This is a genomic window from Promicromonospora vindobonensis, assembly GCF_042685865.1.
GTDB classification, from domain to species: domain Bacteria; phylum Actinomycetota; class Actinomycetes; order Actinomycetales; family Cellulomonadaceae; genus Promicromonospora; species Promicromonospora vindobonensis.
Genome location: NZ_JBHUOG010000001.1, coordinates 2,761,143 through 2,781,047, shown reverse-complemented (window position 1 = coordinate 2,781,047; position 19,905 = coordinate 2,761,143). Strand labels below are relative to the sequence as shown.

At 69.5% G+C, this 19,905-nt stretch carries 26 protein-coding genes and 4 tRNA genes; 12 read left to right on the top strand and 18 right to left on the bottom strand.

Features of this window, described 5'->3' with window-relative positions; all coding sequences use genetic code 11:
• The first annotated feature begins 117 nt into the window (after positions 1-117).
• Positions 118-885, top strand: a complete 768-nt coding sequence (locus tag ACFS27_RS12555) for a M50 family metallopeptidase (protein WP_377183398.1) — start codon at positions 118-120, stop codon at positions 883-885.
• Between the two features lie 95 nt (positions 886-980).
• Here ACFS27_RS12555 and ACFS27_RS12550 read toward each other — a convergent pair whose 3' ends face one another.
• Positions 981-1,265, bottom strand: coding sequence for an iron-sulfur cluster biosynthesis family protein (locus ACFS27_RS12550; protein ID WP_129782914.1), 285 nt, complete (start codon positions 1,263-1,265; stop codon positions 981-983).
• 222 nt (positions 1,266-1,487) lie between these two features.
• Here ACFS27_RS12550 and ACFS27_RS12545 point away from each other — a divergent pair.
• Positions 1,488-1,560: transfer RNA gene (locus ACFS27_RS12545), tRNA-Lys, on the top strand.
• A gap of 101 nt (positions 1,561-1,661) precedes the next feature.
• On the opposite strand, the gene ACFS27_RS12540 is transcribed toward ACFS27_RS12545, so the two are convergent.
• From ACFS27_RS12540 to ACFS27_RS12480, 13 genes are all read right to left on the bottom strand, one after another.
• Positions 1,662-2,648 (bottom strand): tyrosine-type recombinase/integrase, encoded by a 987-nt coding sequence (locus tag ACFS27_RS12540; RefSeq protein WP_377183396.1) that lies wholly within the window; start codon positions 2,646-2,648, stop codon positions 1,662-1,664.
• 173 nt (positions 2,649-2,821) lie between these two features.
• Entirely contained in the window at positions 2,822-3,028 is a 207-nt protein-coding gene (locus ACFS27_RS12535; protein WP_377183394.1) for a helix-turn-helix transcriptional regulator, read from the bottom strand.
• A gap of 28 nt (positions 3,029-3,056) precedes the next feature.
• A complete protein-coding gene (locus tag ACFS27_RS12530) occupies positions 3,057-4,619 on the bottom strand; it encodes a replication initiator (RefSeq protein ID WP_377183392.1) in 1,563 nt (520 codons plus the stop codon).
• The gene (locus ACFS27_RS12525; RefSeq protein WP_377183390.1) at positions 4,616-4,888 is read right to left on the bottom strand and encodes a WhiB family transcriptional regulator; all 273 of its coding nucleotides are present in this window, start codon (positions 4,886-4,888) and stop codon (positions 4,616-4,618) included. The genes ACFS27_RS12530 and ACFS27_RS12525 overlap by 4 nt, the downstream gene beginning before the upstream one ends.
• On the bottom strand, positions 4,885-5,562 hold the full coding sequence (locus ACFS27_RS12520) for a DUF2637 domain-containing protein (protein WP_377183388.1): 678 nt from the start codon (positions 5,560-5,562) through the stop codon (positions 4,885-4,887). Before ACFS27_RS12520 ends, ACFS27_RS12525 begins: the two co-directional genes overlap by 4 nt.
• On the bottom strand, positions 5,559-7,208 hold the full coding sequence (locus ACFS27_RS12515; protein ID WP_377183386.1) for an FtsK/SpoIIIE domain-containing protein: 1,650 nt from the start codon (positions 7,206-7,208) through the stop codon (positions 5,559-5,561). Before ACFS27_RS12515 ends, ACFS27_RS12520 begins: the two co-directional genes overlap by 4 nt.
• Positions 7,205-7,381 (bottom strand): hypothetical protein, encoded by a 177-nt coding sequence (locus ACFS27_RS12510; protein WP_377183384.1) that lies wholly within the window; start codon positions 7,379-7,381, stop codon positions 7,205-7,207. The genes ACFS27_RS12515 and ACFS27_RS12510 overlap by 4 nt, the downstream gene beginning before the upstream one ends.
• 49 nt (positions 7,382-7,430) lie before the next feature.
• The gene (locus ACFS27_RS12505) at positions 7,431-7,679 is read right to left on the bottom strand and encodes a hypothetical protein (RefSeq protein ID WP_377183382.1); all 249 of its coding nucleotides are present in this window, start codon (positions 7,677-7,679) and stop codon (positions 7,431-7,433) included.
• Entirely contained in the window at positions 7,679-7,924 is a 246-nt protein-coding gene (locus tag ACFS27_RS12500; protein WP_377183380.1) for a hypothetical protein, read from the bottom strand. The genes ACFS27_RS12505 and ACFS27_RS12500 overlap by 1 nt, the downstream gene beginning before the upstream one ends.
• Positions 7,924-8,172 (bottom strand): hypothetical protein, encoded by a 249-nt coding sequence (locus ACFS27_RS12495; protein ID WP_377183378.1) that lies wholly within the window; start codon positions 8,170-8,172, stop codon positions 7,924-7,926. The genes ACFS27_RS12500 and ACFS27_RS12495 overlap by 1 nt, the downstream gene beginning before the upstream one ends.
• Positions 8,172-8,429, bottom strand: coding sequence for a hypothetical protein (locus tag ACFS27_RS12490; protein WP_377183376.1), 258 nt, complete (start codon positions 8,427-8,429; stop codon positions 8,172-8,174). The genes ACFS27_RS12495 and ACFS27_RS12490 overlap by 1 nt, the downstream gene beginning before the upstream one ends.
• Positions 8,429-8,848, bottom strand: coding sequence for a hypothetical protein (locus ACFS27_RS12485; RefSeq protein WP_377183374.1), 420 nt, complete (start codon positions 8,846-8,848; stop codon positions 8,429-8,431). The genes ACFS27_RS12490 and ACFS27_RS12485 overlap by 1 nt, the downstream gene beginning before the upstream one ends.
• Positions 8,849-8,850: 2 nt before the next feature.
• Positions 8,851-9,309: a plasmid replication, integration and excision activator gene (locus ACFS27_RS12480; protein ID WP_377183372.1), complete on the bottom strand. Its 459-nt coding sequence runs from the start codon at positions 9,307-9,309 to the stop codon at positions 8,851-8,853.
• Between the two features lie 174 nt (positions 9,310-9,483).
• Between ACFS27_RS12480 and ACFS27_RS12475 the strand changes: the two genes are divergently transcribed.
• Positions 9,484-10,263: a GntR family transcriptional regulator gene (locus tag ACFS27_RS12475; protein ID WP_377183370.1), complete on the top strand. Its 780-nt coding sequence runs from the start codon at positions 9,484-9,486 to the stop codon at positions 10,261-10,263.
• Positions 10,263-10,910 carry a 2'-5' RNA ligase family protein gene (locus ACFS27_RS12470; protein WP_377183368.1) on the top strand — a complete coding sequence of 216 codons (648 nt, stop codon included), beginning with the start codon at positions 10,263-10,265 and terminating at the stop codon, positions 10,908-10,910. Before ACFS27_RS12475 ends, ACFS27_RS12470 begins: the two co-directional genes overlap by 1 nt.
• 483 nt (positions 10,911-11,393) lie before the next feature.
• Here the strand turns inward: ACFS27_RS12470 and ACFS27_RS12465 are convergent, their stop codons facing one another.
• Positions 11,394-11,687, bottom strand: coding sequence for a DUF6881 domain-containing protein (locus ACFS27_RS12465; protein WP_377183366.1), 294 nt, complete (start codon positions 11,685-11,687; stop codon positions 11,394-11,396).
• Between the two features lie 790 nt (positions 11,688-12,477).
• Between ACFS27_RS12465 and ACFS27_RS12460 the strand changes: the two genes are divergently transcribed.
• Positions 12,478-13,926 carry an FAD-binding protein gene (locus tag ACFS27_RS12460; RefSeq protein ID WP_377183364.1) on the top strand — a complete coding sequence of 483 codons (1,449 nt, stop codon included), beginning with the start codon at positions 12,478-12,480 and terminating at the stop codon, positions 13,924-13,926.
• On the opposite strand, the gene ACFS27_RS12455 is transcribed toward ACFS27_RS12460, so the two are convergent.
• Positions 13,901-14,395 (bottom strand): hypothetical protein, encoded by a 495-nt coding sequence (locus ACFS27_RS12455; RefSeq protein WP_377183362.1) that lies wholly within the window; start codon positions 14,393-14,395, stop codon positions 13,901-13,903. The genes ACFS27_RS12460 and ACFS27_RS12455 overlap by 26 nt on opposite strands.
• Positions 14,396-14,584: 189 nt before the next feature.
• Between ACFS27_RS12455 and ACFS27_RS12450 the strand changes: the two genes are divergently transcribed.
• Positions 14,585-15,433 carry a glycerophosphodiester phosphodiesterase gene (locus tag ACFS27_RS12450; RefSeq protein ID WP_377183360.1) on the top strand — a complete coding sequence of 283 codons (849 nt, stop codon included), beginning with the start codon at positions 14,585-14,587 and terminating at the stop codon, positions 15,431-15,433.
• 4 nt (positions 15,434-15,437) lie between these two features.
• Here the strand turns inward: ACFS27_RS12450 and ACFS27_RS12445 are convergent, their stop codons facing one another.
• Positions 15,438-16,049, bottom strand: coding sequence for an antibiotic biosynthesis monooxygenase (locus ACFS27_RS12445; protein ID WP_377183358.1), 612 nt, complete (start codon positions 16,047-16,049; stop codon positions 15,438-15,440).
• Between the two features lie 510 nt (positions 16,050-16,559).
• Between ACFS27_RS12445 and ACFS27_RS12440 the strand changes: the two genes are divergently transcribed.
• The gene (locus ACFS27_RS12440; protein WP_377183356.1) at positions 16,560-17,897 is read left to right on the top strand and encodes a M15 family metallopeptidase; all 1,338 of its coding nucleotides are present in this window, start codon (positions 16,560-16,562) and stop codon (positions 17,895-17,897) included.
• Between the two features lie 54 nt (positions 17,898-17,951).
• Here ACFS27_RS12440 and ACFS27_RS12435 read toward each other — a convergent pair whose 3' ends face one another.
• The gene (locus ACFS27_RS12435; RefSeq protein WP_377183708.1) at positions 17,952-18,296 is read right to left on the bottom strand and encodes a metallopeptidase family protein; all 345 of its coding nucleotides are present in this window, start codon (positions 18,294-18,296) and stop codon (positions 17,952-17,954) included.
• A gap of 112 nt (positions 18,297-18,408) precedes the next feature.
• Here ACFS27_RS12435 and ACFS27_RS12430 point away from each other — a divergent pair.
• The 5 genes from ACFS27_RS12430 (at position 18,409) to ACFS27_RS12410 (ending at position 19,893) form a co-directional block, all read left to right on the top strand.
• Positions 18,409-18,481, top strand: a tRNA-Glu gene (locus ACFS27_RS12430).
• Positions 18,482-18,624: 143 nt separating this feature from the next.
• Positions 18,625-18,698: transfer RNA gene (locus tag ACFS27_RS12425), tRNA-Asp, on the top strand.
• A 51-nt stretch (positions 18,699-18,749) separates the two neighbouring features.
• Positions 18,750-18,822, top strand: a tRNA-Phe gene (locus tag ACFS27_RS12420).
• Between the two features lie 298 nt (positions 18,823-19,120).
• Complete coding sequence (locus ACFS27_RS12415; protein WP_377183354.1) at positions 19,121-19,573, top strand: phage holin family protein; 453 nt, start codon at positions 19,121-19,123, stop codon at positions 19,571-19,573.
• A complete protein-coding gene (locus ACFS27_RS12410) occupies positions 19,570-19,893 on the top strand; it encodes a DUF3618 domain-containing protein (protein WP_377183352.1) in 324 nt (107 codons plus the stop codon). The genes ACFS27_RS12415 and ACFS27_RS12410 overlap by 4 nt, the downstream gene beginning before the upstream one ends.
• Positions 19,894-19,905: the final 12 nt, after the last annotated feature.

Sequence of the window (19,905 nt, the reverse complement as noted above, 5' to 3'; positions counted from 1 at the left end):
GGGTGCTAACCCGGGCCGGGGCCACGACGTCGGGCAGCTAAAACCGCCCACGACCGCCCAGTCTCTCACGTCCGCCGGGACCGTGGCTGCGGCACACGTCACGTTCGGTGTGGTTCTATGTGGCGCATGATTCCCGCAGCGACCAGCTCCGCCGGACCGTTCGCCGCCATCGGCGACGTGCTCGGCACCATCTGGACCAACGCGGTCACCCCTGTCGAAGCACCGTCGCAGCTCATGGTGCTCGGCATGTGCGCGGTCGCCCTGGTCGTCGTGCTGTTCCGGCCCCTGTGGCACGTGACCCGGCACGTCATCACCATCGCCCACGAGGCGTCGCACGGCCTCGGCGCGCTGCTCACGGGCCGCAAGCTCGAGGGCATCCGGTTGCACTCCGACACCTCCGGCCTCACGGTGTCGCGCGGCAAGCCTCGCGGCCCCGGCATGGTCATCACGGCATTCGCCGGCTACGTGGGGCCAGGCATCATCGGCCTCGGTGCCGCGTGGCTCCTCAAGCTCGGCTACGCCGTCGGGCTGCTGTGGCTGCTCGTCGTCCTCCTCGCCCTGCTCCTCCTGCAGATCCGGAACTGGTTCGGGCTCTGGTCGATCCTGATCAGCGGTACCGCGCTCGTGTTCGTCACCTGGTTCCTCGAACCCACCGTGCAGAGCGCCGTCGCCTACGCCGTCACGTGGTTCCTCCTGCTCGGTGCCGTACGGCCCGTGTTCGAGCTGCAGGTGCAGCGCTCCCGTGGCCGGGCCCGGACGTCCGACGCTGACATGCTCGCCCGGCTGACCGGCGTCGCGGGCCTGTTCTGGGTGGCGATGTTCCTGCTGGTCACGCTGGGTGCGCTGGCGCTCGGCGGCGCGTGGATCCTCGGCGTCGCGCTGTAGCCTCCCGGGACGACGAAGCCCCCGAGATGCTGCCAGGCCGGCAGCGTCTCGGGGGCTCGTCGAATACGTCGGCGCCCGGTCAAGGACGCCAGGAGTCACGCCTTGGGCGTGAGCACGAAACCTGGGCCCTCGGCACCGGGGTCGGTGTCCAGGGTCAGCGTCTCCAGAGCAGGGGCCGCCTGCGCCTCGACGAACACGTTGGTGGCACCCGAGGCGTCGACGACCTGGTCGTCGGGCTGCGGGGCCGGAACCAGCGCGAGCTCGAAGTTGCCCGGCTGGCCGGACGCCTGCGCGATGCGCAGCCCGCCCTCGACCGGAACGCCAGCCTGCTGAGCGAGGTCCTGGACGGCCGTACGGGCATTGTCGGTCACGGTGAGCACGTTGAGCTCCTCACATTGGTTCTCCGCGGTCTCGTCCACCGAACCAAGCCCACCACCACACCGCAAGCGTGAGACGCATTTAGCCCGATATCTCCCGGTGGGTGAGACAGCGCGTGACAGGCAGCGGCAGAAGCCGTACGGTGCCCCGCTGGCCCAGACCTGCGGCGTCAACGGAGCGGACCGGTAGGCTTTCCTCTCGCGCCGCCCGCAAGCTGGGCACGCGGGCCTCTAGCTCAATTGGCAGAGCAGCGGACTTTTAATCCGCGGGTTCCGGGTTCGATCCCCGGGGGGCCCACATTCTTAGTGCCGTGACCAGCGCGTTTATCGGCGCGCTGACCGAGCGGGACGTACGACCGGCCAAGATGTGCGACGAGATGTGCGACGCCGCTATCCCGCTCATGCTGACTTCCCGACGTCGTCGCCGTCCGCTACCTGGGGAAACAGCCCATCCAACGGGCTCTGCACAGCACCCATGATCCGACGGCCCATGTACACGTCCTGCGTCATGGACGGGCGAGCGTGGCCGAGCTGATCCGCAATCGTGCGAGCACTCAGGCCTTGACCATCCATGAGCGTTGCGACCGTACGACGGGCCGTGTGGGACTTGACCCAGGCGAAGTCATCGCCCCGCACCTTGCGCAGCATTTTGCCCGTGTTCCCGACGTCGCGAAGTCGGCCGACCGAGTTCGGAAAGACCAGCGAGTCAGGCGCGATGTCGTTGTGCCTCCTGCGCAGCAGCTCCACACACCAGTCCGGCAGCCGCAGCGTCCGTTCCGAGGTCTCTGTCTTGACCTTGTCCCGGATGAGACCCAGCCCCCGGACCCTGGAGACCGTCCAGTCGATCTGCACCACGCGGTTGTCGAGGTCCACGTCCCGCCATTCGAGCGCCAGCGCCTCCCCGATCCGGACCCCCGTGGCCAGCAGGAACCGCATCAGGTCGGGCAGGTCGTTTCGCCGTGCGTACTCGCTTCCGTCGAGCAGAGCGAGGAACCGCAGCGCCTCTTCCTTCGTCAGCGCACGAGGTGGCTTACGTCGGCCTTGCTCCAGTCGCCCGACATCACGCACCGGGTTAGAGGGCAGAAGATCCCGGCGAGCCAGCATGCGGCATGTCCCGCTCAGGACCGAGCGAACCACCTTCGCCGTCGCAAACCCCTTGCGCTCATACAGGCCCGACAGGAAGACGTCCAGTCGTCCCGTAGTCAGCTCGGTGAACCGAAGCCGTCCGATCACCGGGAAGATCTCGACACGGGCGTAGCGCTCGTACTGGTCGTACGTTGCCCGCTTCCGACGCCCGTTGTCGGCCATGCTCCGGAACGACTTCAGCCAGACCCGCACAGCATCTTCCAGCGTGGCACCCGGCCCGAACGTGTCATCCGTACGCATCGCCGCATCGATGTTCCGAGTTGCCGCCTCACGAGCCGCCTTCTTCGTAGGCCCGACCCCGGAACCACGGCGACGGTCCCCGCTGTTGTTCCGGTAGTACTGGAACGCGCGGAAGCTCCCCGCCTTGCCCGTGTACTGGAACTCGCCACGCTCCCCCGGCTCCAGACGCCGGCTCATGACGCCATCCCGACCGGCAGGGCCGCGAACCAGGAGCGGACGTCCTCAGGCCGGTAGCGCACGTACTTGCCAATTCGGCGCGAGTCCGGCCCCTTGCCCTCCGACCGCCAGGCATACAGCGTTCCGACTGGCACGCCAAGGAATGCCGAGACGTCCTGCACCGACCACAACCGGTCAGTGATGCTCGTTGTGTTGCTGTTCATCAGTGATCCCTCCCCGTCAGGTCCTGTGTCATCCGGCGTGCCGCTGTGCTGCCTTCCACTGGGCGTATTCGCGGGCTCGAGCTGCGGCAGCCTCAGCGAGTTCCTTCTCGCCGTTGGTCGGCCAGCCGGTCCCGACGTAGGACCACGAGCCCTCGACAACGAGGGTTGTCTCTTCGTCGTCAGCCAGCAGCCGGCGTTCCAGGTCGGCCACGTCGAGCGGTTCGCCGGAGCGTTGGGCGTCGGCCTGGAGGCGGGCGAAGCGTGCCCGGGCGGTGCGTAGCCGGCCCAGGGTCACGGAATAGCGCCGGCTCTTGGTCGAGAAGTGGCCTCGGAAGCCGAGCATGTGCGCCCACTTGGCCAGCAGCCGGTACGGCGACTCAGCACACGTCCCGCACACGCACCCGTCCTCGTCCTCTTCCGGTTCCCAGCCGTCTATCCGGCAGGCGGTGGCGGCGCGGTCGGCCAGGCGCCGGCATTCCCGGGTCAGGCGGGACAGGTGCGGCCGGGGTGAGGCGGGGTCGACGTCGGTCGACTTCGTGGCGTACTTGGCGAGGTAGCCGGCGACCTGTTCGGGCACGAGGGTGTCGGAGGAGCGGGCGTCGTCGGTGGGGCTGTCCGGTAGGCCAGTGCGGACGGTCCGCGCGTCGAGCTGGGACCCGAAGGCCAGCTTGCGCGGCACGTCTGCACCATCGACCGGGGGAGCCTCCACGCTGACACCGCGTGCCGCCTTCTCGATCAGCCCAGCGAGGGTGACGCCGTTGATCGGGGCGGACGTGCCGGGACCGTCAGGGCCGTCGAGGCGGACCAGGGCGTGGAAGTGGATCAAGCCGCGGGCCTGGTACTCCCCGACCTTGGCGTACTGCACCGACGCCGACCGCTTCAGCTCCGAGTCCGTCAGCCCGAGGTAGCCGGCCAGGGCACGGCGCAGCGCGATCGTGAAGCGCCGCCAGAGCTCCGGGGCGTGCCACTGCCACACGACGGCGCTAGTCCAGTCGTAGCAGTCCCAGCACAGCGGCGACCCCACCACGGGGTCGGTTTCTGTGTGGGCGCGCATGCAGGACTTCGAGCGGCCGTGCTCGCAGGTCTTGGCGCGGTCGTAGGGGCGGCACATCCCGCCGGCCTTGTGTCCGTCCTTGGAGCGGATGCCGTGGACGTGCCCGAACGAGGGAGCGGTCAGGGTCGCGAACACGAGCGGGTTGTCCGCCACCGACTCGGGCACCGTCTTACCGCCGAGGAGGCCGGATCGGATCATCGCGAACGTGTCGCGGGCGTAGACGCGGGAGCAGGCCGGGCAGATGTCCTCGCGCCGGTTCCCGCACGGGCGATACAGGAGGCCCATGGGTGCGTCGTCAGACGAGTACTGCCCGACCACCTCACCGGTGGTGGTGTCGATCGTCATGGAGGAGCCGTGGAGCTTGACCGGGTGCGAGCAGTACCCGACCGCTGCGGCGGTGTCGGAGAAGGCTTGCAGGGCACCGCGGAAGGACCGGCCCCGAGCTGTCTGGGTAGCGAACCCCAGAGCACCGGGACCAACCTCCAACGGTGCGTGATCCCCGAACCCCGGGAACGCGCTCAGCGGTTCCGTGCTCATGCCGCAGTCCCGAGTTCGAGACCCGGCAGGGTGTCCTGCACTGTCGTGGGCTCGCGCCACGTGGTGCGGTCGTGGCCGGCCCAAAAGCCCGCCGTGGTCGTCGTGGTGGCCGCTTCGAGGGCGCAGGTGGCCAGGATCGGGCAGGAGGCACACACTCGGGCCATGAGCGCCCGGGCCAGGGGTGAGGCGTCCTCACCGATCCACGGCAGATCCTGGTTCTCCGGTCGGGCACACGCGGCGCCACGCATGGACTCCGGGGAGGCGATCATGCGTCGGCCCCCACAGCCAGACCAGGCAGGTCCAGGGCATCCTGAGCGATCGGACGGACCCGACCGAGGCGCGGGCGTCGAGCGACCGGAGCGGCACCGACCGGGGAGCGCTCCGGTTCGGCCGGCGGTGCCTCAGGGGCCGGCGTAGCGACGGGCGCGGCAGGTTTGAGGGCAGCCGGCGCAGGCTCCGGAGCGGCGTCGACCGCGACCGGCACGGGTGCAGGCTCCGGCAGCGCGGCCGGCACGTCTGCAACGACCAGCGACGCCAGGGCGTGCGTCGAGGTGAGCACCGACAGCGGGGCCAGTGCCACGAGCACGACGCCAACGATGGTGCGCAGCTCGGGGCCGACGTCGTAGGCGTGCGCGGCGTTCGCGCCGATGGACACGACCGTGAACCCGAACATCAGCGTCCAAGCCCACGCCGAGGACCGTCCACGGGCACGCAGCACCAGGGCCACGAGGCCGTAGACGAGCACGGAGGCATCGATGACGACGGGGACGAGGAACGCCAGACCCTCAGGCACTCGACCCCACAGCGCAGCATCTCGCAGCGACGCGAACGACAGGGCGAACGACGCCAGAGCGACAGCGAGCGTCAACACGACGGTGAACGCCAGGACGGGGCGGGAGTCGGCTGCGATCCGGACGGCGGTCCGGGCGGTGGGGCGGTTCATGACGAGACCTCCTCAGTGGATGCGGCCGGAGCCGGGCGGGGCGCACGCGGTGCGCGAGGCTTGCGAGGGGCGCGAGGCTTGCGCGGCCGGGGAGCCGGGTTGTCCTCGGACTTGCCGGCCGTGTTGGTGTTCCCTCGTCGAGCAGCCGCAGCAGTCCAGGCGTTGACCGCGTCAGCGTCCGACGTGGACAGGGCGCCGGAGGGGGCATGTGCGGGGCGGGGTGTGGCGAACCGTAGGGCGACGTCGCGGATCAGGTCGTCGGGCCAGTAGTCGAACCGCATCAGCTCCGGAGAGCCGTCTTCGCGCACGAGGTACGCGGTGCCCGGGTCGGGTTCCAGGATCGTGTGCGCCGGCGCAAGAGCCATCGCCGGGCCGAGCACCATGTCAGTTTCGATGTCGGAGTCGAGGCGCAGGGCGATCTTCTGCGGGTAGAGGTTGCGCTGTCCCACGGCGTCCTGGCGGGGGTTCTGCACACAGGCCAGGACGCAGATCCCGAGGGCGCGGCCCTGGGTCAGGACCTTGGACATCAGCCGGTCTGCCTCACGCCGGGTCTCGAAATCGCTGTAGGCCATGAGGTCGGCCAGCTCATCGATGACCAGCACGTGCAGCGGGTCACCCGGACGAGGCTCATGCAGCCGGGAACGGCCCCGCATGGCCTCCTTGCGCTTGTTCATGATGGCCACCAGCTCCCGCAGCACCCGGACCGCGTCGGTGGACTCGTAGGCGATGCGGGTAAACAGGGACCGGCCCATCTCCAGCTCGATCCCGCCCTTGAGGTCCAGGCCGGACAGCTCGACGCTCCCGGTGTGGACGGCCGGCGCGAGGCCACCGACGACGGACCACAGGACCGAGCCCTTACCGGAGCCGGTCGCCCCGACGACGAGGGTGTGCCGTCCCCGGACGACGAGCTGGGCGACCTGCCCGGACCGGGTACGCCCCACGATCAGCCCATCCGGCGATGCGGCCTCCAGACGCGGCAGGCCGGCGACGGAACCGGCGATGCGTGCCGTGGTGAACAGCCCCAGGTCCAGCACCCCAGGCTGCACGGTCGTGGTGGAGAAGCCGTGCGCCTTGTAGGTCGTGGTGATCGCGGGTGCGGCGCGGTGCAGGGTGTCCAGGGTCTGGCCGGCCAGGGTGTGGATCCGCAGGATGGTTGCGCCGGTCTCGTAGCGGATCTTGGACAGCTTCGGGATCAGGACCTCACCGCCGGGCTGGCGGTCACCGAGCCCGCAGGCTGTAGCGACCTTCGGCCACGCGGCAAGGACCTTGCGGCCATGCATGCGGACCAGGTAGCCGTGCGGGGTGACCATGGCCCACAGGCCGTGGACCAGGCCCGGGGACAGGAGCACCAGTGCCAGGAGGACGGGGCCGGTGACGCGGTCGCCGGGGAGTTCTGCGAGGGTGAGGATGCCCCACCAGCCGACCGTGACCACCGCGACGGCGAGCACGAAGAGGGCGTGCTTGGCCATCCACACGGTCAGGCCACGGGTGAACATCCAGTCCCGGTAGGCGATCCACGCGGCGGTCCGCCACGCCTTCCCGGACCACCCCGCACGCCCCACCGTGGCGGTACGGAGCGCGGTACGAGCCGAGACGACCCGGGTATCCAGGGTGGCCCGTAGGCCGGTCAGGGTCGGGGTGTTCATCGCTCCTCCTTGTCGGTGGCGGCGCGGTAGGCGTCCTGAGCCGTCCCGGTCGCCTCATGGATGGCCCGCGCGGCGACACGCAACGCCTCGGCCAGCTCGCCAAGGCCGGTCTCCCCGGCCCACGCCTGCATCCGGCGGACCATGCCGTGCGTCTCTTCCAGGTCCTGACCCATCTGCGAGATCAGGCCCGGGTGTCCTTCTCGGTGATCCGTCGCGTGAACATCAGCGGGTGCCTTCGCTCTCAGCCTTGATGCGGCGGGCCAGGTCCTCGCGGACCTCAGCGATCCGGGCGCGCAGGGCCTGCAGGTGCTCGAAGACCTCGTCGTGAGCGTTGGTGTACCGGCTCAGGTCCTCCAGCGGCCACCTCGCGATCAGGACATCGTTGTCCGCGCCGTTCAGCCGGGAGTTGGCCGCCTCCAGCGCATCAATAGCGCGCAGGTTGACCTGCCGGGTCGTCTCGTCCAGTGCCATCAGTTCTCTCCTTCGCTCTCGCGCCGTAGTGCCTGGCGCAGCCGCAGATGGAAGTCACGCAGTTGTGAGCCGACCTGGAACGCTTCTGTGGACAGGTCGTCGTACAGGGGCGTGGCCATGTCCAGCGAGATCATGTGGGCCTGGACCAGATGCCAGTCCCCGTCCGCACGCTCTGCCGCGCCGACCGCGTCGTGAAGTGCCTCGACGATTCCGTCCTGGATCCGCCACGGCCTCTCGCCGGCCATCAGTGCTCGCCCTCGCTTTCGGCGATCAGGCGACGCGACACGTCCTCACGCGCCGCACGGACACGGGCAGCGACCGCACGCAGCTCCTCCAGGGCCGGGTCATGAGCGTTCGTGTACCGGCTCAGGCCCTCCAAAGGGTCGATCGCCAGGCCCACGTCGGAGTTCGCTTCGCGGAGCCAGTGGGTGGCCTCTTCCAGCGCGTCGATTGCGCGCTTGTTGACCTGCCGGGTCGTCTCATCCAGTGCCATCAGCTCTGTCCCTTCCCATGACGCCCGACCCAGCGGCCGGACTCGTCGTAGAACTCGGGCCGTTCCGCCCGGTGCGCGACCGAGGCCGCGAGACTGATCTCCGTGTGCAGGGACTCGGCACCCTGGTACAGGCGCTGGGCCTGATCCGACCCGCCCAGGACGCCGGCACGGTCGAGGGTCCGGGCGGCACCGTCCAGGCCGTTGACGGCCGCGAACAGGTACTCGGCTGCCGCCGCCAGGAGCTGCGCCCGGGACATCAGGCCGCCCCCTGCCCGTCAGACGGGGCAGTCTCGGACCAGTCGTCGTACGTGGGGCGGTGCGGCAGCCCACCTAGCGCCAGCGGGGCCGACAGGAACACCGGCACGTTGCCGGACGTGCCCGACCACGACGAGAAGCCTTCGTCTCGGGACGAGCGGCCGCCGTAGCCGGGAAGCGGCTCCAGGTCTTCACGCACGTCGAGGCCGAGCAGGTGCGCGACCGTCTCGCCGTGCATGGTGTCGGTGACCGTCACGTAAAGCCGCTTCGACGCCGGCCGCACGGAGTCAGCTATCCAGTTGACCGACTCGACCCGGTCATCCCCGACCAGCTCCGCGACGTAGGCCGCGAACCGCAGTGCGTCCCCCGCCGAGGGGACGGAAACCGAAGCCCCCGCCCCCACGGAGTCAGTGGCAGCCATGATCAGGCAGCCTTACCAGCGTCGGGACGCGCGGGCGTGGCCACGTCAGCCTTGCCCGGGGCGCAGATGTCATCGGCCTTGTACGACCACGCCAGACGCGGCCGGTTGCCGTTGTCGTCCACGTACGGCAGCGCCGTCAGACCGACGAACTCGATAAACCGCATCGTCATCGAGCCCATCCCCGGCACCGTCACCTCCACGGGCGAGGGCGGCACCGGCTGCACCCGTGCGGCGATCTTCACCGAGACGCCGGCCTCGTTCTTGCCCGCCTCCTCGTCACGGTCGGTCACCACCACCTGCCACAGCGGCAGGCCCGTCTCCTTGTCGAGCTGCTGCGGACGCGACCCGTCCTCACGCTTCGGAGCGTTGAAGTCCGCCACCGGCTGGACCTCACCCTTCATCTCCACACCGGCCGGGAACACGTCCGAGTGGTTCACCGCGAACCGTCGCTGCATCGCCATGATCTTCTCCTCTTGTCATCAGGTCCTCATTAGGACCTTGTGGAACCAGGAGAACACGCCTGCGGGTCGTGGTCAAGTCCTCATGAGGACGTAGAGTGGTGTAGGTACACACGCGTAGGGCTACACACACAGGCGTGTGGCTTGGCACTAGGCGTCAACAAGGAGAGATTCGAGATGGCAGACGGCGGCTCGCGCGCGAAGAAGTACCACCAGATCGCAGACGCGATCCGCGCACAGATCAGGGCCGGAGACCTGCCCGTGGGCAGCAGGCTGCCCGCAGAGACCGCGATCGCAGCGGACCACAACACGAGCGTCCCGACCGTCCGGCAGGCGATGGGCGTACTCCGGGCCGAAGGGCTCATCGAGTCGCGGCACGGCGTCGGTACGTTCGTCCGCGAGACGCAGCGGTTCGAGCGTCGGTCACGTCACCGGTACGGGGCGGCCCGTGCCCGCGCCGGCCTGATGAACAACACGTTCCGGCACGACATCGTCGGCGCAGGTCCGGAGCCGGCCCCCGAGCGCATCGCATCCGCAATGGGCATCGCGGCAGGGACCGAAGTGATCGTGCGTCGCCGCGACCTGTACGACGATAAGAACGAGCTGCAAGAGATCGGCGCGTCCTACCTACCGGCCGACTTCGCGGCAGGTACGTACCTCGCAGTCCCGAAGGTGGTGCCCAAGGCCCTTTTCCGCTGTGTCGAGGAGATCACCGGACGGCGATACGCCTACGCACTCGACCACTGGATAGCGCGCCCAGCAGCTGTCGAGGAAGCAGAGGCGTTCGGGCTCCCACTCGGCGCCTACGTCGTGCACATCGTCCACACTGCGACCGACGAGAACGGCGACGCGCTCGAAGTCTCCGAAAGCATCTGGCCCGCTGACCGGCTCGCGTTCATCGATGAGTACGACATCCCGGCCGAGGCCGACCCCGACGCCCTGAAGTCGGACATCTGATGGCCGACTACAGCGCGCTCTACGCCGACCACGACACCATGACGAACCACTGGTGGTGGCGTCCGGGCTGGCAGGTCGGAACCAGGTTCTACGCCTGGCACATCACCCAGGACGACCAGCCCGAGGTGCTCGACCTCGCGCGCCGGTACCGAGCCGCCGTGAGCACAATCGGCACCCTCGATCCGATCCCGGACGAGTGGCTGCACATGACCTTGCAAGGCATCGGCCACGTCGAGGACATCAACGTCGCGGCCCTCGACTACGTGACCATCCGCGTTGCCGAGCGGCTGCAGACGCTTGCGCCGATCACGACGTCATACCAGCGCGCTCACATTGCGGGCGAAGCCCTGATCCTGCCGCCGGCCGATCCTGAGGCGTTCGCCGAGGTACGCCGCGCCATCCGAGCCGGCATCACCGACGCACTCGGAGAATGCCCGGAATCCGAGGACGGGTTCCGAGCTCACGTCTCAGTGGCGTACAGCAAGGCGGACGCCGATGCTGCTCGGATCCGCGCGGCACTCGACCGAGCGGAGCCGACGGCGCCGTCGACCGCGACGTACACGCAGGTCTCACTGATCCGCATGCACCGAGACCACCGGATGTACGAGTGGGACACCATCCGTGCCGTCCCCCTCAGTGGCTCATAGGCCGAGGGCGCGCGGGAACCCAAAAGCCGCAGCCGCCGCTGTGATGATCGTGCACGAGTCTGCGAGCAAGCCCAGAAGAATCGAAACGTTCATCTGACTACCTCCGATCTCCAATCTGGCTTCCTTGAGTACTGCGGAGAAGCGATCGAAGAGCAACAGGGTCATGATTGCGGCGACTGCGGCCAGTGAACCCGTGGGTCATTTGCGCGAAGCGCTCGGCAATACCTTAGGGCGTCGCTGGGGGAGCGTGTGCGGTCCCAGCGGGTGATCTCTCGCCCGTGAGGACTTTCTTTACTGGCTCAAGGCGCGCCGCCGGCGCGCTGGGCCGTCCGGCCGGCGGGGCCCCGCGATGGGGCCCCGCGCGCCGGGCCGCAAGCGGCCCTCTGCGCACCCCACCGCACCCCGCCGCCTCCCGGCCCCAGGCATGACAAAACGGTCTCGACACCAGTAGTCGAGACCGTCACTCATTCGCCAACTAGCAACTCATCGCGAGTCCCGGGCACGAGCAAGCTGCCAGATCCGATCGAACGCTTCCCGATCCACCACCTCGATCACGAACTCCGGATTTGCCCCGATCTCCTCTGGAGCCGGCACCGGCACCGTCCCCAGTCCGGTACTGCCCGACTCGTGCTCGTCATCGGCCCAAGCCAGACGCCCGTCAGCGAACTGGTCGACCTTCCGCACCTCCCACCCATCGACAACGTGAGCCCAGAGGACTACCGGGTACTCCGGGCTGTCGTGGAGCCACTGCACACGCTGGAAGTAGCCGATCGTCATCCCGCAATCCTCCCGAACCTGATGCCTCCGGCGGGCACCGCGAGAATCAAGAGGATCGAGGGACCGCGGTGCCCCTGCTCCTCCGTCATCCATTGGCTTGACCGGGACCCTGACACCGAACCCGCCGGCAGTGCAACAGGTCCCGCCGGCCAGGAGCACCACCACACCTCGATCTGGACGGGCGGGACCTGTTGCACTGCCAGCAGAACCGATGTCCGAGACGTGCCCCGCGCCAACGGATGACGGAGGATCAGGGACCCCGAGCTGGGAGCATGACTGGGACACAGGCCCGCACAGACAGCCGATCCGGTGTGCGATGTTGTGTGCGACGTAGGCCCGAGGCAACCCCGAACGACCAGGAACACCGCGACGGGTCCAGGCCCCAGAAGTCCTCACGGACGGCACTTCCCTCTTCTCCGCGGGTTCCGGGTTCGATCCCCGGGGGGCCCACCATCACCCCAGGTCAGGAGCAGTTCCCGGCCGGACGTGCCCGGCAGTCAGCCACGCCATCTTCTGCGTCGGACGCCATAGTCCGCGGAATCAGCCCGGATAGGTGGAGCATGGCGTTCCCCGCAGACGATGGCGTGCCTGGTATGTGACTACTTGCGGCGGCCTGCCTGGATCACCGGCAGCCCGACCAGCAGCCTGTCCGACCAGGACCAAGGCCTCCACAGGCAGTTTGCCGCTCATCCTCCCGCACGCCCGTCCCGACAGCACGTCCACGGAACGAGCACCATCGCCCAGGCCTCGACCGGTACCGTGGACGCCCACCCGACGCTGAGGGGCTCACATGGCACAGCTCGATCGCCGCACATTTCTGGCAGGCGCTGCCGTCGTCGCGTTCGACCCGGTGACATCGCACTGGCTCACCAGCTTCCCGGAGAACACCGCGGCGATCCAGATCCCGCACCTCGACGGCGAGCTCGTCACGGACGAGCAGTCCCTCACCGAGGCTGCCACCGACTACGGGCACCTGGCCCATCGGCGCCCGCGAGCAGTGCTGCGGCCGGGCTCGGTCCGCGACGTCGTCGCCGTCGTGCGCTTCGCGAACGAGCACCGCCTCACGGTGGCCGCACGCGGCGAGGGCCACTCGACGTTCGGGCAGGCACAGACCGACGGCGGTGTAGTGATCGATTGCCGCACGCTCGCCGCGATCCACGAGATCACGCCGGACCGAGCGGTGGTCGACGCAGGTGTGCAGTGGCTCGACCTGATCCGTACCGCGCTGGCTTCAGGGGTCGCGCCGCCCGTCAGCACGGACTACCTCGGCCTGTCGGTGGGCGGCACCCTGAGCGTCGGCGGCATCGGCGGAGCCTCCCAGCACTTCGGTCTGCTCGTGGACAACGTGCTCGAGCTGGAGGTCGTCACCGGCGAGGGCCGCCTCGTGACCTGCTCCGTCGACCAGGAGCGCGACCTGTTCGAGACGGTGCTCGGGGGGCTGGGCCAGTTCGCCGTCATCGTGCGTGCCACGGTCCGGCTCGTCACCGCGCCCACGATGGCCCGCGTCTACACGCTGACGTACCCGCGGGTCACCGACCTGACGGCCGCCCAGCGCACCGTCCTTGCCGACGGCCGGTTCGACTACCTGGAGGGCCAGCTCGTCCCGACGGACGACGACGGCTTCGTCTTCGTCCTGGAGGGCGGGGCGTGGTTCACCAGCGAGCCGCCCGACGACGACGTCCTGCTGGCCGGCCTCACCCCGTCGGGTGTGGACGTCGTCGACGTCACCTATTTCGAGTGGCTGAACCGCATCTACGAGACCGTGGAGCAGATCGAGGCGCTCCGGCTGCCCAGCCCCTGGCTGAACGTCCTCGTCCCGGACGCGGCCACGGACGAGATCGTGACGGAGCTCCTCACGACGCTCACTCCGGCCGACGCCGGCGGCGTCGCGCTGCTCTACCCGACCACCAGGTCCCTGATCACGCGGCCCCAGGTGATGGTCCCTGAGGGCCCGGTGTTCTTCCTGCTCGCGCTGCTGCGCGCGGTGAGCCCGCCCGACGACGCCGAGGCGGAGCGCCTCATCGCCGAGAACGACGCGCTGTACGCCCGGGTCCGTGCCGCAGGCGGCACCAGCTACCCGGTCAACGCACTGCACCTGAGCCCGGCCGACTGGCGCGACCACTACGCCGACCGCTGGCCGGTGGTACGCAGCGCCAAGGCCCGGTACGACCCGCGCCACGTGCTCACGCCGGGCCAGGGCATCTTCGAGCCCGTCAGCAGAGCTTCCGGAACTCCTTGAGACCCTCGACCGTCGAGGCGACGTCGAGCTCGACCTCTGCTCCCGTCGCGAGGTCGAGCTCCTCCTGAAGCTGCAGGAACGGCACCCGGATCTGCTCGACCGGGCTCTTGAACTCCTCGGGCACGCGCGACTCGAGCCGCCCGAGCTCCATCGCCATCGCGTGCATCTGGTCGGCGGACGTGCCGTCGAGCCCGTCGCTCGCACCGACGAGCGCCGTGCCGATGCGTTCCTCGAGCGTCTTGTCGCCCTTGACGTACATGGCGGCGCACGCCTGGTTCGCGTCAAGGGGCGCGTCGGGATCGGGCTGGGCGGACGTCGTGGCGCTCGCGCCGGCCGACGGCGGCGCGCTTGCTCCGGCGTCCGCCTCGCCGCCTCCTGAGCAACCGGCGAGCACGACGAGCGTGGCGGCGGCAGCGAGAGCCGTGCGGGCCCGGCGGCGGGCCGAGGCGGAGGTGAGAGGTCGGGCCATGCCGCACATGAAACCACCCGGCACCAAGAATCCGCGCATCGGATGGGTTTCGCACGAGTGGCCGACACGGCGCTCCCGGGGCCGGGCGGTGAACTGTCCCGGAACAGTCCCGGAATTCGTGCGCCGACCCTGGGAAGGGTCACGCCGTCGGCCTAGCGTGGTAGCAGCACCGCAGACCCGGAGGTCAGCATGACCGTCGCTCGTCCAGCAGTCATCGCCCACCGCGGGTACTCCGCGGTCGCCCCGCAGAACACGCTTGCCGCGGTCGAGGCCGCCTGCCGAGCGGGCGCGGACGCCGTCGAGATCGATCTGCAGCCCACCGCCGACGGCGTGGGCGCCGTGATCCACGACGAGACGGTCGACGCCACCACCGACGGCACCGGCAAGGTCTCCGCACTGACGTCGGTCGAGGTGCTCGGGCTGGACGCCGGCTCGCGCTTCGCTCCCGCGTTCTCGGGACAGCACGTTCCGACCCTCGCCGACGTGCTCGGCGTGCTCGCCCGGCACCCGGACACGGATCTGCTGCTCGAGCTCAAGGGCTCGTGGAGCACAGAGCAGGTCGAGCGGGTGACGGCCACGATCGCCGGGGCGGGGTTCGACAACAGGGTGCTGGTGCAGAGCTTCTGGCCCGGCACGGTCGCCACGGTCCGCGACGTCGCCCCGCACCTGCCCGGCGGGCTGCTCGTCTCGTTCGACCCGCCCGGACTGCTGCGTCTGTGCGAGCGGCTCCGCGTCGTCGCCTGCAACCCGTCGGTCTCGACGGTCGCCGGCAGCCCGCGGCTGGTGTCGCGCCTGCACGCAGCGGGCCTGCGCGTCATGTCCTGGACGGCGAACGACCCTGCGGCGTGGACCACCCTCGTCTCGACGGACGACGGCGCGGGCGTCGACGCCGTCATCACCGACCGCCCCGAGCGGCTCGCCGGCTGGCTGACCGGCCGCACCGACCGTCCGGTGGCCCCGCCGCTGCCGGGCCGCGGCGGGATCCGGCTGCGCCGGCGCCGGGCTCCCGCTCAGCGGGTCGTCGCGGGCACTGCCTGACCTTCTATGTCCGGTGCAGCCAGCCGTGCAGGCGGCGGGTCACCCACGGAAGCACCCAGTAGGCCATGATCGGCGTCAGGATCAGCGTCGAGATCAGCACCTTGAGCACGAGCGCCACGTCGTCCCACCCTGGCACCAAGTAGGTGAACAGGGCGGTGAAGAGCAGGTTCACCGGGAAGAACCCCAGCCAGATGCTCGTCGCCTGCTTCCACCGGGGCGGCACCACGGCGGCCGCGACGTCGGCGGGCTCGTCGGTACGGGACGGGTCGTCGAACCAGCCCTCGATGCCCGTCCGCTGCTGGTACCGCAGCTCCTCGACGAGGCCAGTGCCCTGCGCCAGCCACTCGCGGCGCTCGGCCGACTGCTCCCAGGCGGCGAGCCGGTCGGCATCGGCGAAGCGGTAGAGCATGTGCCAGTGGCTGGATCCCTCCGCGGCGCGGATCCAGCCCGAGCCGAGAAACCCGTCCCAGCGGTTGGCGAGGTTGACGCCCGACTGCACCCAGCTGGTGACCTCGGGGATGTGCTCGGGACGGACGATGCGGTGGATGGACACGGTGACGGACTGTCCGGCGGGGGTGGGCACGGATCCGTTCGCGGCCGGTTCGTGATGGGCCATGCCCGAAGTCTCACGCATGGCCTCGTGACCCTCAATGTGAGCGCGCACACCCCAGGTTGTCGCCCCTTCACCACTACCCCACGATCTGCGCCCACCAATTGTGAGACACGCCTCCGCGGAGGGGGTTTCCTAACACTTGGACGTGTGTCCAGCATTGAATGTTGCCGCAGAGAACCACCCCCCAGTGCCTTCGCGCCGGTTCTCTGCGGCAATCGCCATGACCCCCGCGACCCCGTCGCGCGCCGTGGCCTGACAGCAGCCGGCGCATCTCGTCACCGTCCGTTCGAGGGAATCAGCCCTCACGGTGATGCCGTGCCCAGCCGCAGAACGGAAGCTCAGCGTGCCCCAGACGCCGAACCCCGTCGCGCCCCGCACGGCGCGCTTTGTCCCCGCCCCCGAGTGTCAGGAGCGTCCTTGACGCGCGGCGACCACGCCTCTGCCCCCCGTCGCACGCGACGCCCGGGCACACGCGGGGCACATGCCGCCGTCGCAGTGCAGGCTCCCCACTCGATGGTCCGCCGTTCATCCTTCGCGATCGCAGCGGCGCTCACCTCCGTCGCGCTGACCACCACAGCGGCGGTCAGCGTCACCGGGAACAACGGCGCCTCCGCCGGTGCCCCAGGCACAGCGGCCGCCGCCGAACGGTCCACGCAGCCGGGCGGCGTAGCCGTCGGCAGCGCGGTCGTCACCGACCCTGAGGTGCGCTCCGCCTCCGAGAAGGCGGACGCCGTCCTGACGGATGCCGCCTACGTAACCAGCGAGGGCGACCTCAACACCAAGAACCGCAAGCGGGTCCGAGCAGCCGCCGAGGACCTGCGGACGATGCTGGACAAGGCTCGCGATGCCGCCGGCACCACGGTCGCAGAGGCCCGGCCTGCCACGGCCGCCTCCCGGACCGTCGAGCGCATCTCGCTCAGCGAGCGGGCAGCGGCCGGCGCGGAGAAGACAGCGGATGCTCCTGGGTCGACCCCGGAGGCAGCAGCCACCGAGCCGACCAACCTGGCCGGTGCTGCCACTGGCGCCACCGCGATCAGCGAGCAGGACACCACTGACCTCCCCATCCTCGACACCCCGCTCGCGGAATCGGTCGACGTGACCGCCGACGCGAAGGAGGCGGATGCAAAGGAGGCGGACGCGAAGTCCGACCCGAAGGATGCGGACGCCACGTCCGGCGCGAGGACGGCAGCCGCCACGGCAGCGCCGTCGGCAGCCGCCATCGAGAAGGTGACGACGTCGCTCCAGCGACTCATCACCAAGGCAGACGGCGACGCGGTCGTGTCCGTCAAGGCGGGCCCGACACCCGCGGAGATCGCCGCCGCGAAGGAAGCCGCAGAAGAGCGGCGCGAGGCCCGTGCGGCCCGGGCCGCCGAGCGCGAGGCGGAGAAGGCGAGGCAAGCCGCCGCTGCCCGGGCCGCCGAGGCGAAGGAGATGGCCAAGGCCGCGAAGAGCTACGGCAACGGCCAGATCCCGTCGAACGTGCTCTGCGACCTGAGCTGGGCGCAGAGCGAGCAGCTGCGGTGCGACGCCGCGGCGTCGCTCGAGGACCTGAACGGCGCCTTCCGTGCGGCGTTCGGCCGAAACCTGGACCTGACCGACGGGTACCGCTCCTACGGGGAGCAGGTTTCTGTCGCCGCGACCAAGGGCGCCCTTGCCGCGGTGCCCGGCACCTCGAACCACGGGCTCGGCCAGGCGGTCGACCTGTCCGGCGGCATCGAGTCGTTCGGCACGGCCGAGCACACCTGGATGGTCGACAACGCCGGGAAGCACGGCTGGAAGCTGCCGGGCTGGGCCCAGGCCGGCGGCAGCAAGCCGGAGGCCTGGCACTGGGAGTACGGCACCTCGTACTGACCCTCGTGCCATGCGGCCGGCCCCGTGAAGCACTGCTTCGCGGGGCCGGCCTCGTCACGCCCAGCCGAGCTCGTGCAGCCGGTCGTCGTCGATGCCGAAGTGGTGGGCGATCTCGTGGACCACGGTCACGGCCACCTCCTCGACGACGTCCTCCCGGGTCTCGCAGAACGCGAGCGTCGGGTTGCGGAAGATCGTGATGCGGTCCGGCAGCGCCCCCGCGGCCCACATGTGGTCACGCTCGGTGAGCGGCACGCCCTCGTAGAGCCCCAGCAGATCTGGGTCGTCCGCTGGCGCGTCGTCCTCGACGAGCACCACCACGTTGTCCATCTGCGCCGCAAGGTCGGCCGGAACGAGGTCCAGTCCCTCGCTGACAGCCGTCTCGAAGTCCTCGCGCGTCATCTCCACCACGCGCCCATCATCCCTGACGCGGGCCTGCTGAGGACTGTCGCGCAGACCACTCCTCGGACTGTCCAGCAGAGCCGCAAACCGTCTGTAGACTTGCCAGGTCCCAGCCCCCATCGTCTAGCGGCCTAGGACCCCGCCCTTTCACGGCGGTAGCACGGGTTCGAATCCCGTTGGGGGTACGCAAGGGCTCGTCAGAGCCACGTTTTGACTGCTGTGACGGGGGTCATCCCCACGGAGTCCGAATCTGATTTCAGATTCGGGCCTGCGGTGGGTTAAGATCCTCACGGTTCGAAAGAACCCCCCGGTCGCGGGTAGCGTCCAAGGCCCTGTAGCGCAGCTGGTTAGCGCGCCGCCCTGTCACGGCGGAGGTCGCGGGTTCAAGTCCCGTCAGGGTCGCGCGAGAGGCGCCCGGATGGTCGGTCTCGACTATCCGGGCGTTCGCGCTAGGGCTCTGTAGCTCAGTTGGTAGAGCGTTCGACTGAAAATCGAAAGGTCACCGGATCGACGCCGGTCGGAGCCACAGCAAAAAGGATCGCAGGATCCTGCGATCTCGATGGGCCGCACTTCTTCGGAAGTGCGGCCCATCGGCGTTTCCGGTGCCTGCACGGCCACCCGGGTAACGGGGCGCTCCCCTGGCAGCCCCGAGCATCACCCGTAGGTACTGCCCAGGTAATTCCTTCCAGCATTTGCGCATTTACGATCGCTCCCCTTCATCTTATTTCCTCGGTGCCACGCCGCCCCAGGAATTGCCCCATGCGCTCTTGGCCTGTTGAGTTGTCTTCAGCGGCACAGGCCGAACCGGCGGCACGGGAGGGCAAATGATCGAGGACGTCAAGATCGACAGCCAGACGGAGGCACCACGTGGCGCCCCGGCGGCCGCGCCTGAACCCACGAAGCCCGCGTCACTGGGCAAGCTCGTGGAGCAGATCTCCGAGCAGGCGTCCCGGCTCGTGCGCGCGGAGATCGCGCTCGCAAAGGCCGAGCTCTCCGAGAAGGCCAAGAAGTCCGGCATCGGCGTCGGGCTGCTCATCTTCGCACTCCTGATCCTGGCCTACGCGGCCGGCGTGCTGCTCCTGGCGGCCGTGTACGGCCTGGGGACGGTGTGGCCGCTCTGGCTGTCCGCGCTCGCGATCGGCGGCTTCATGCTGCTCGTCACGATCATTCTCGCGCTGGTGGGCGTGCAGCTGTTGAAGAAGGGCACCACCAAGCCGGAGAGCGTCCAGCGCGTGAAGGACGATATCTCGTCGATCAAGGAGGGGATGCACCGATGAGCACTCCGACACCGCCACCCAGCAGCCACGAGCTCGAGGCCGAGGTACTCCGCACCCGTGCGGACCTCGCTGCGGCCATCGACCAGCTGACGACCCGCCTGAGCCCGGGCTACCAGGCCTCCCGCATCGCGCACGAGGCCAAGCAGGCCGCTAGCGACGCCGGTGCGATGGCGACCGGGGCTTTCGGGAACAAGAACGGCCCGGCGCAAGATCCGCGCCGGGCCCGCAACGCCAAAGCCCTGATAGGAGCCACGATCGGCCTAGTGGTCCTCGGTACGGCGGTTGCCGTGACCGCTGTGCTCAGGCGCGCGCGGGGCTGAGCTGGGGGGCAG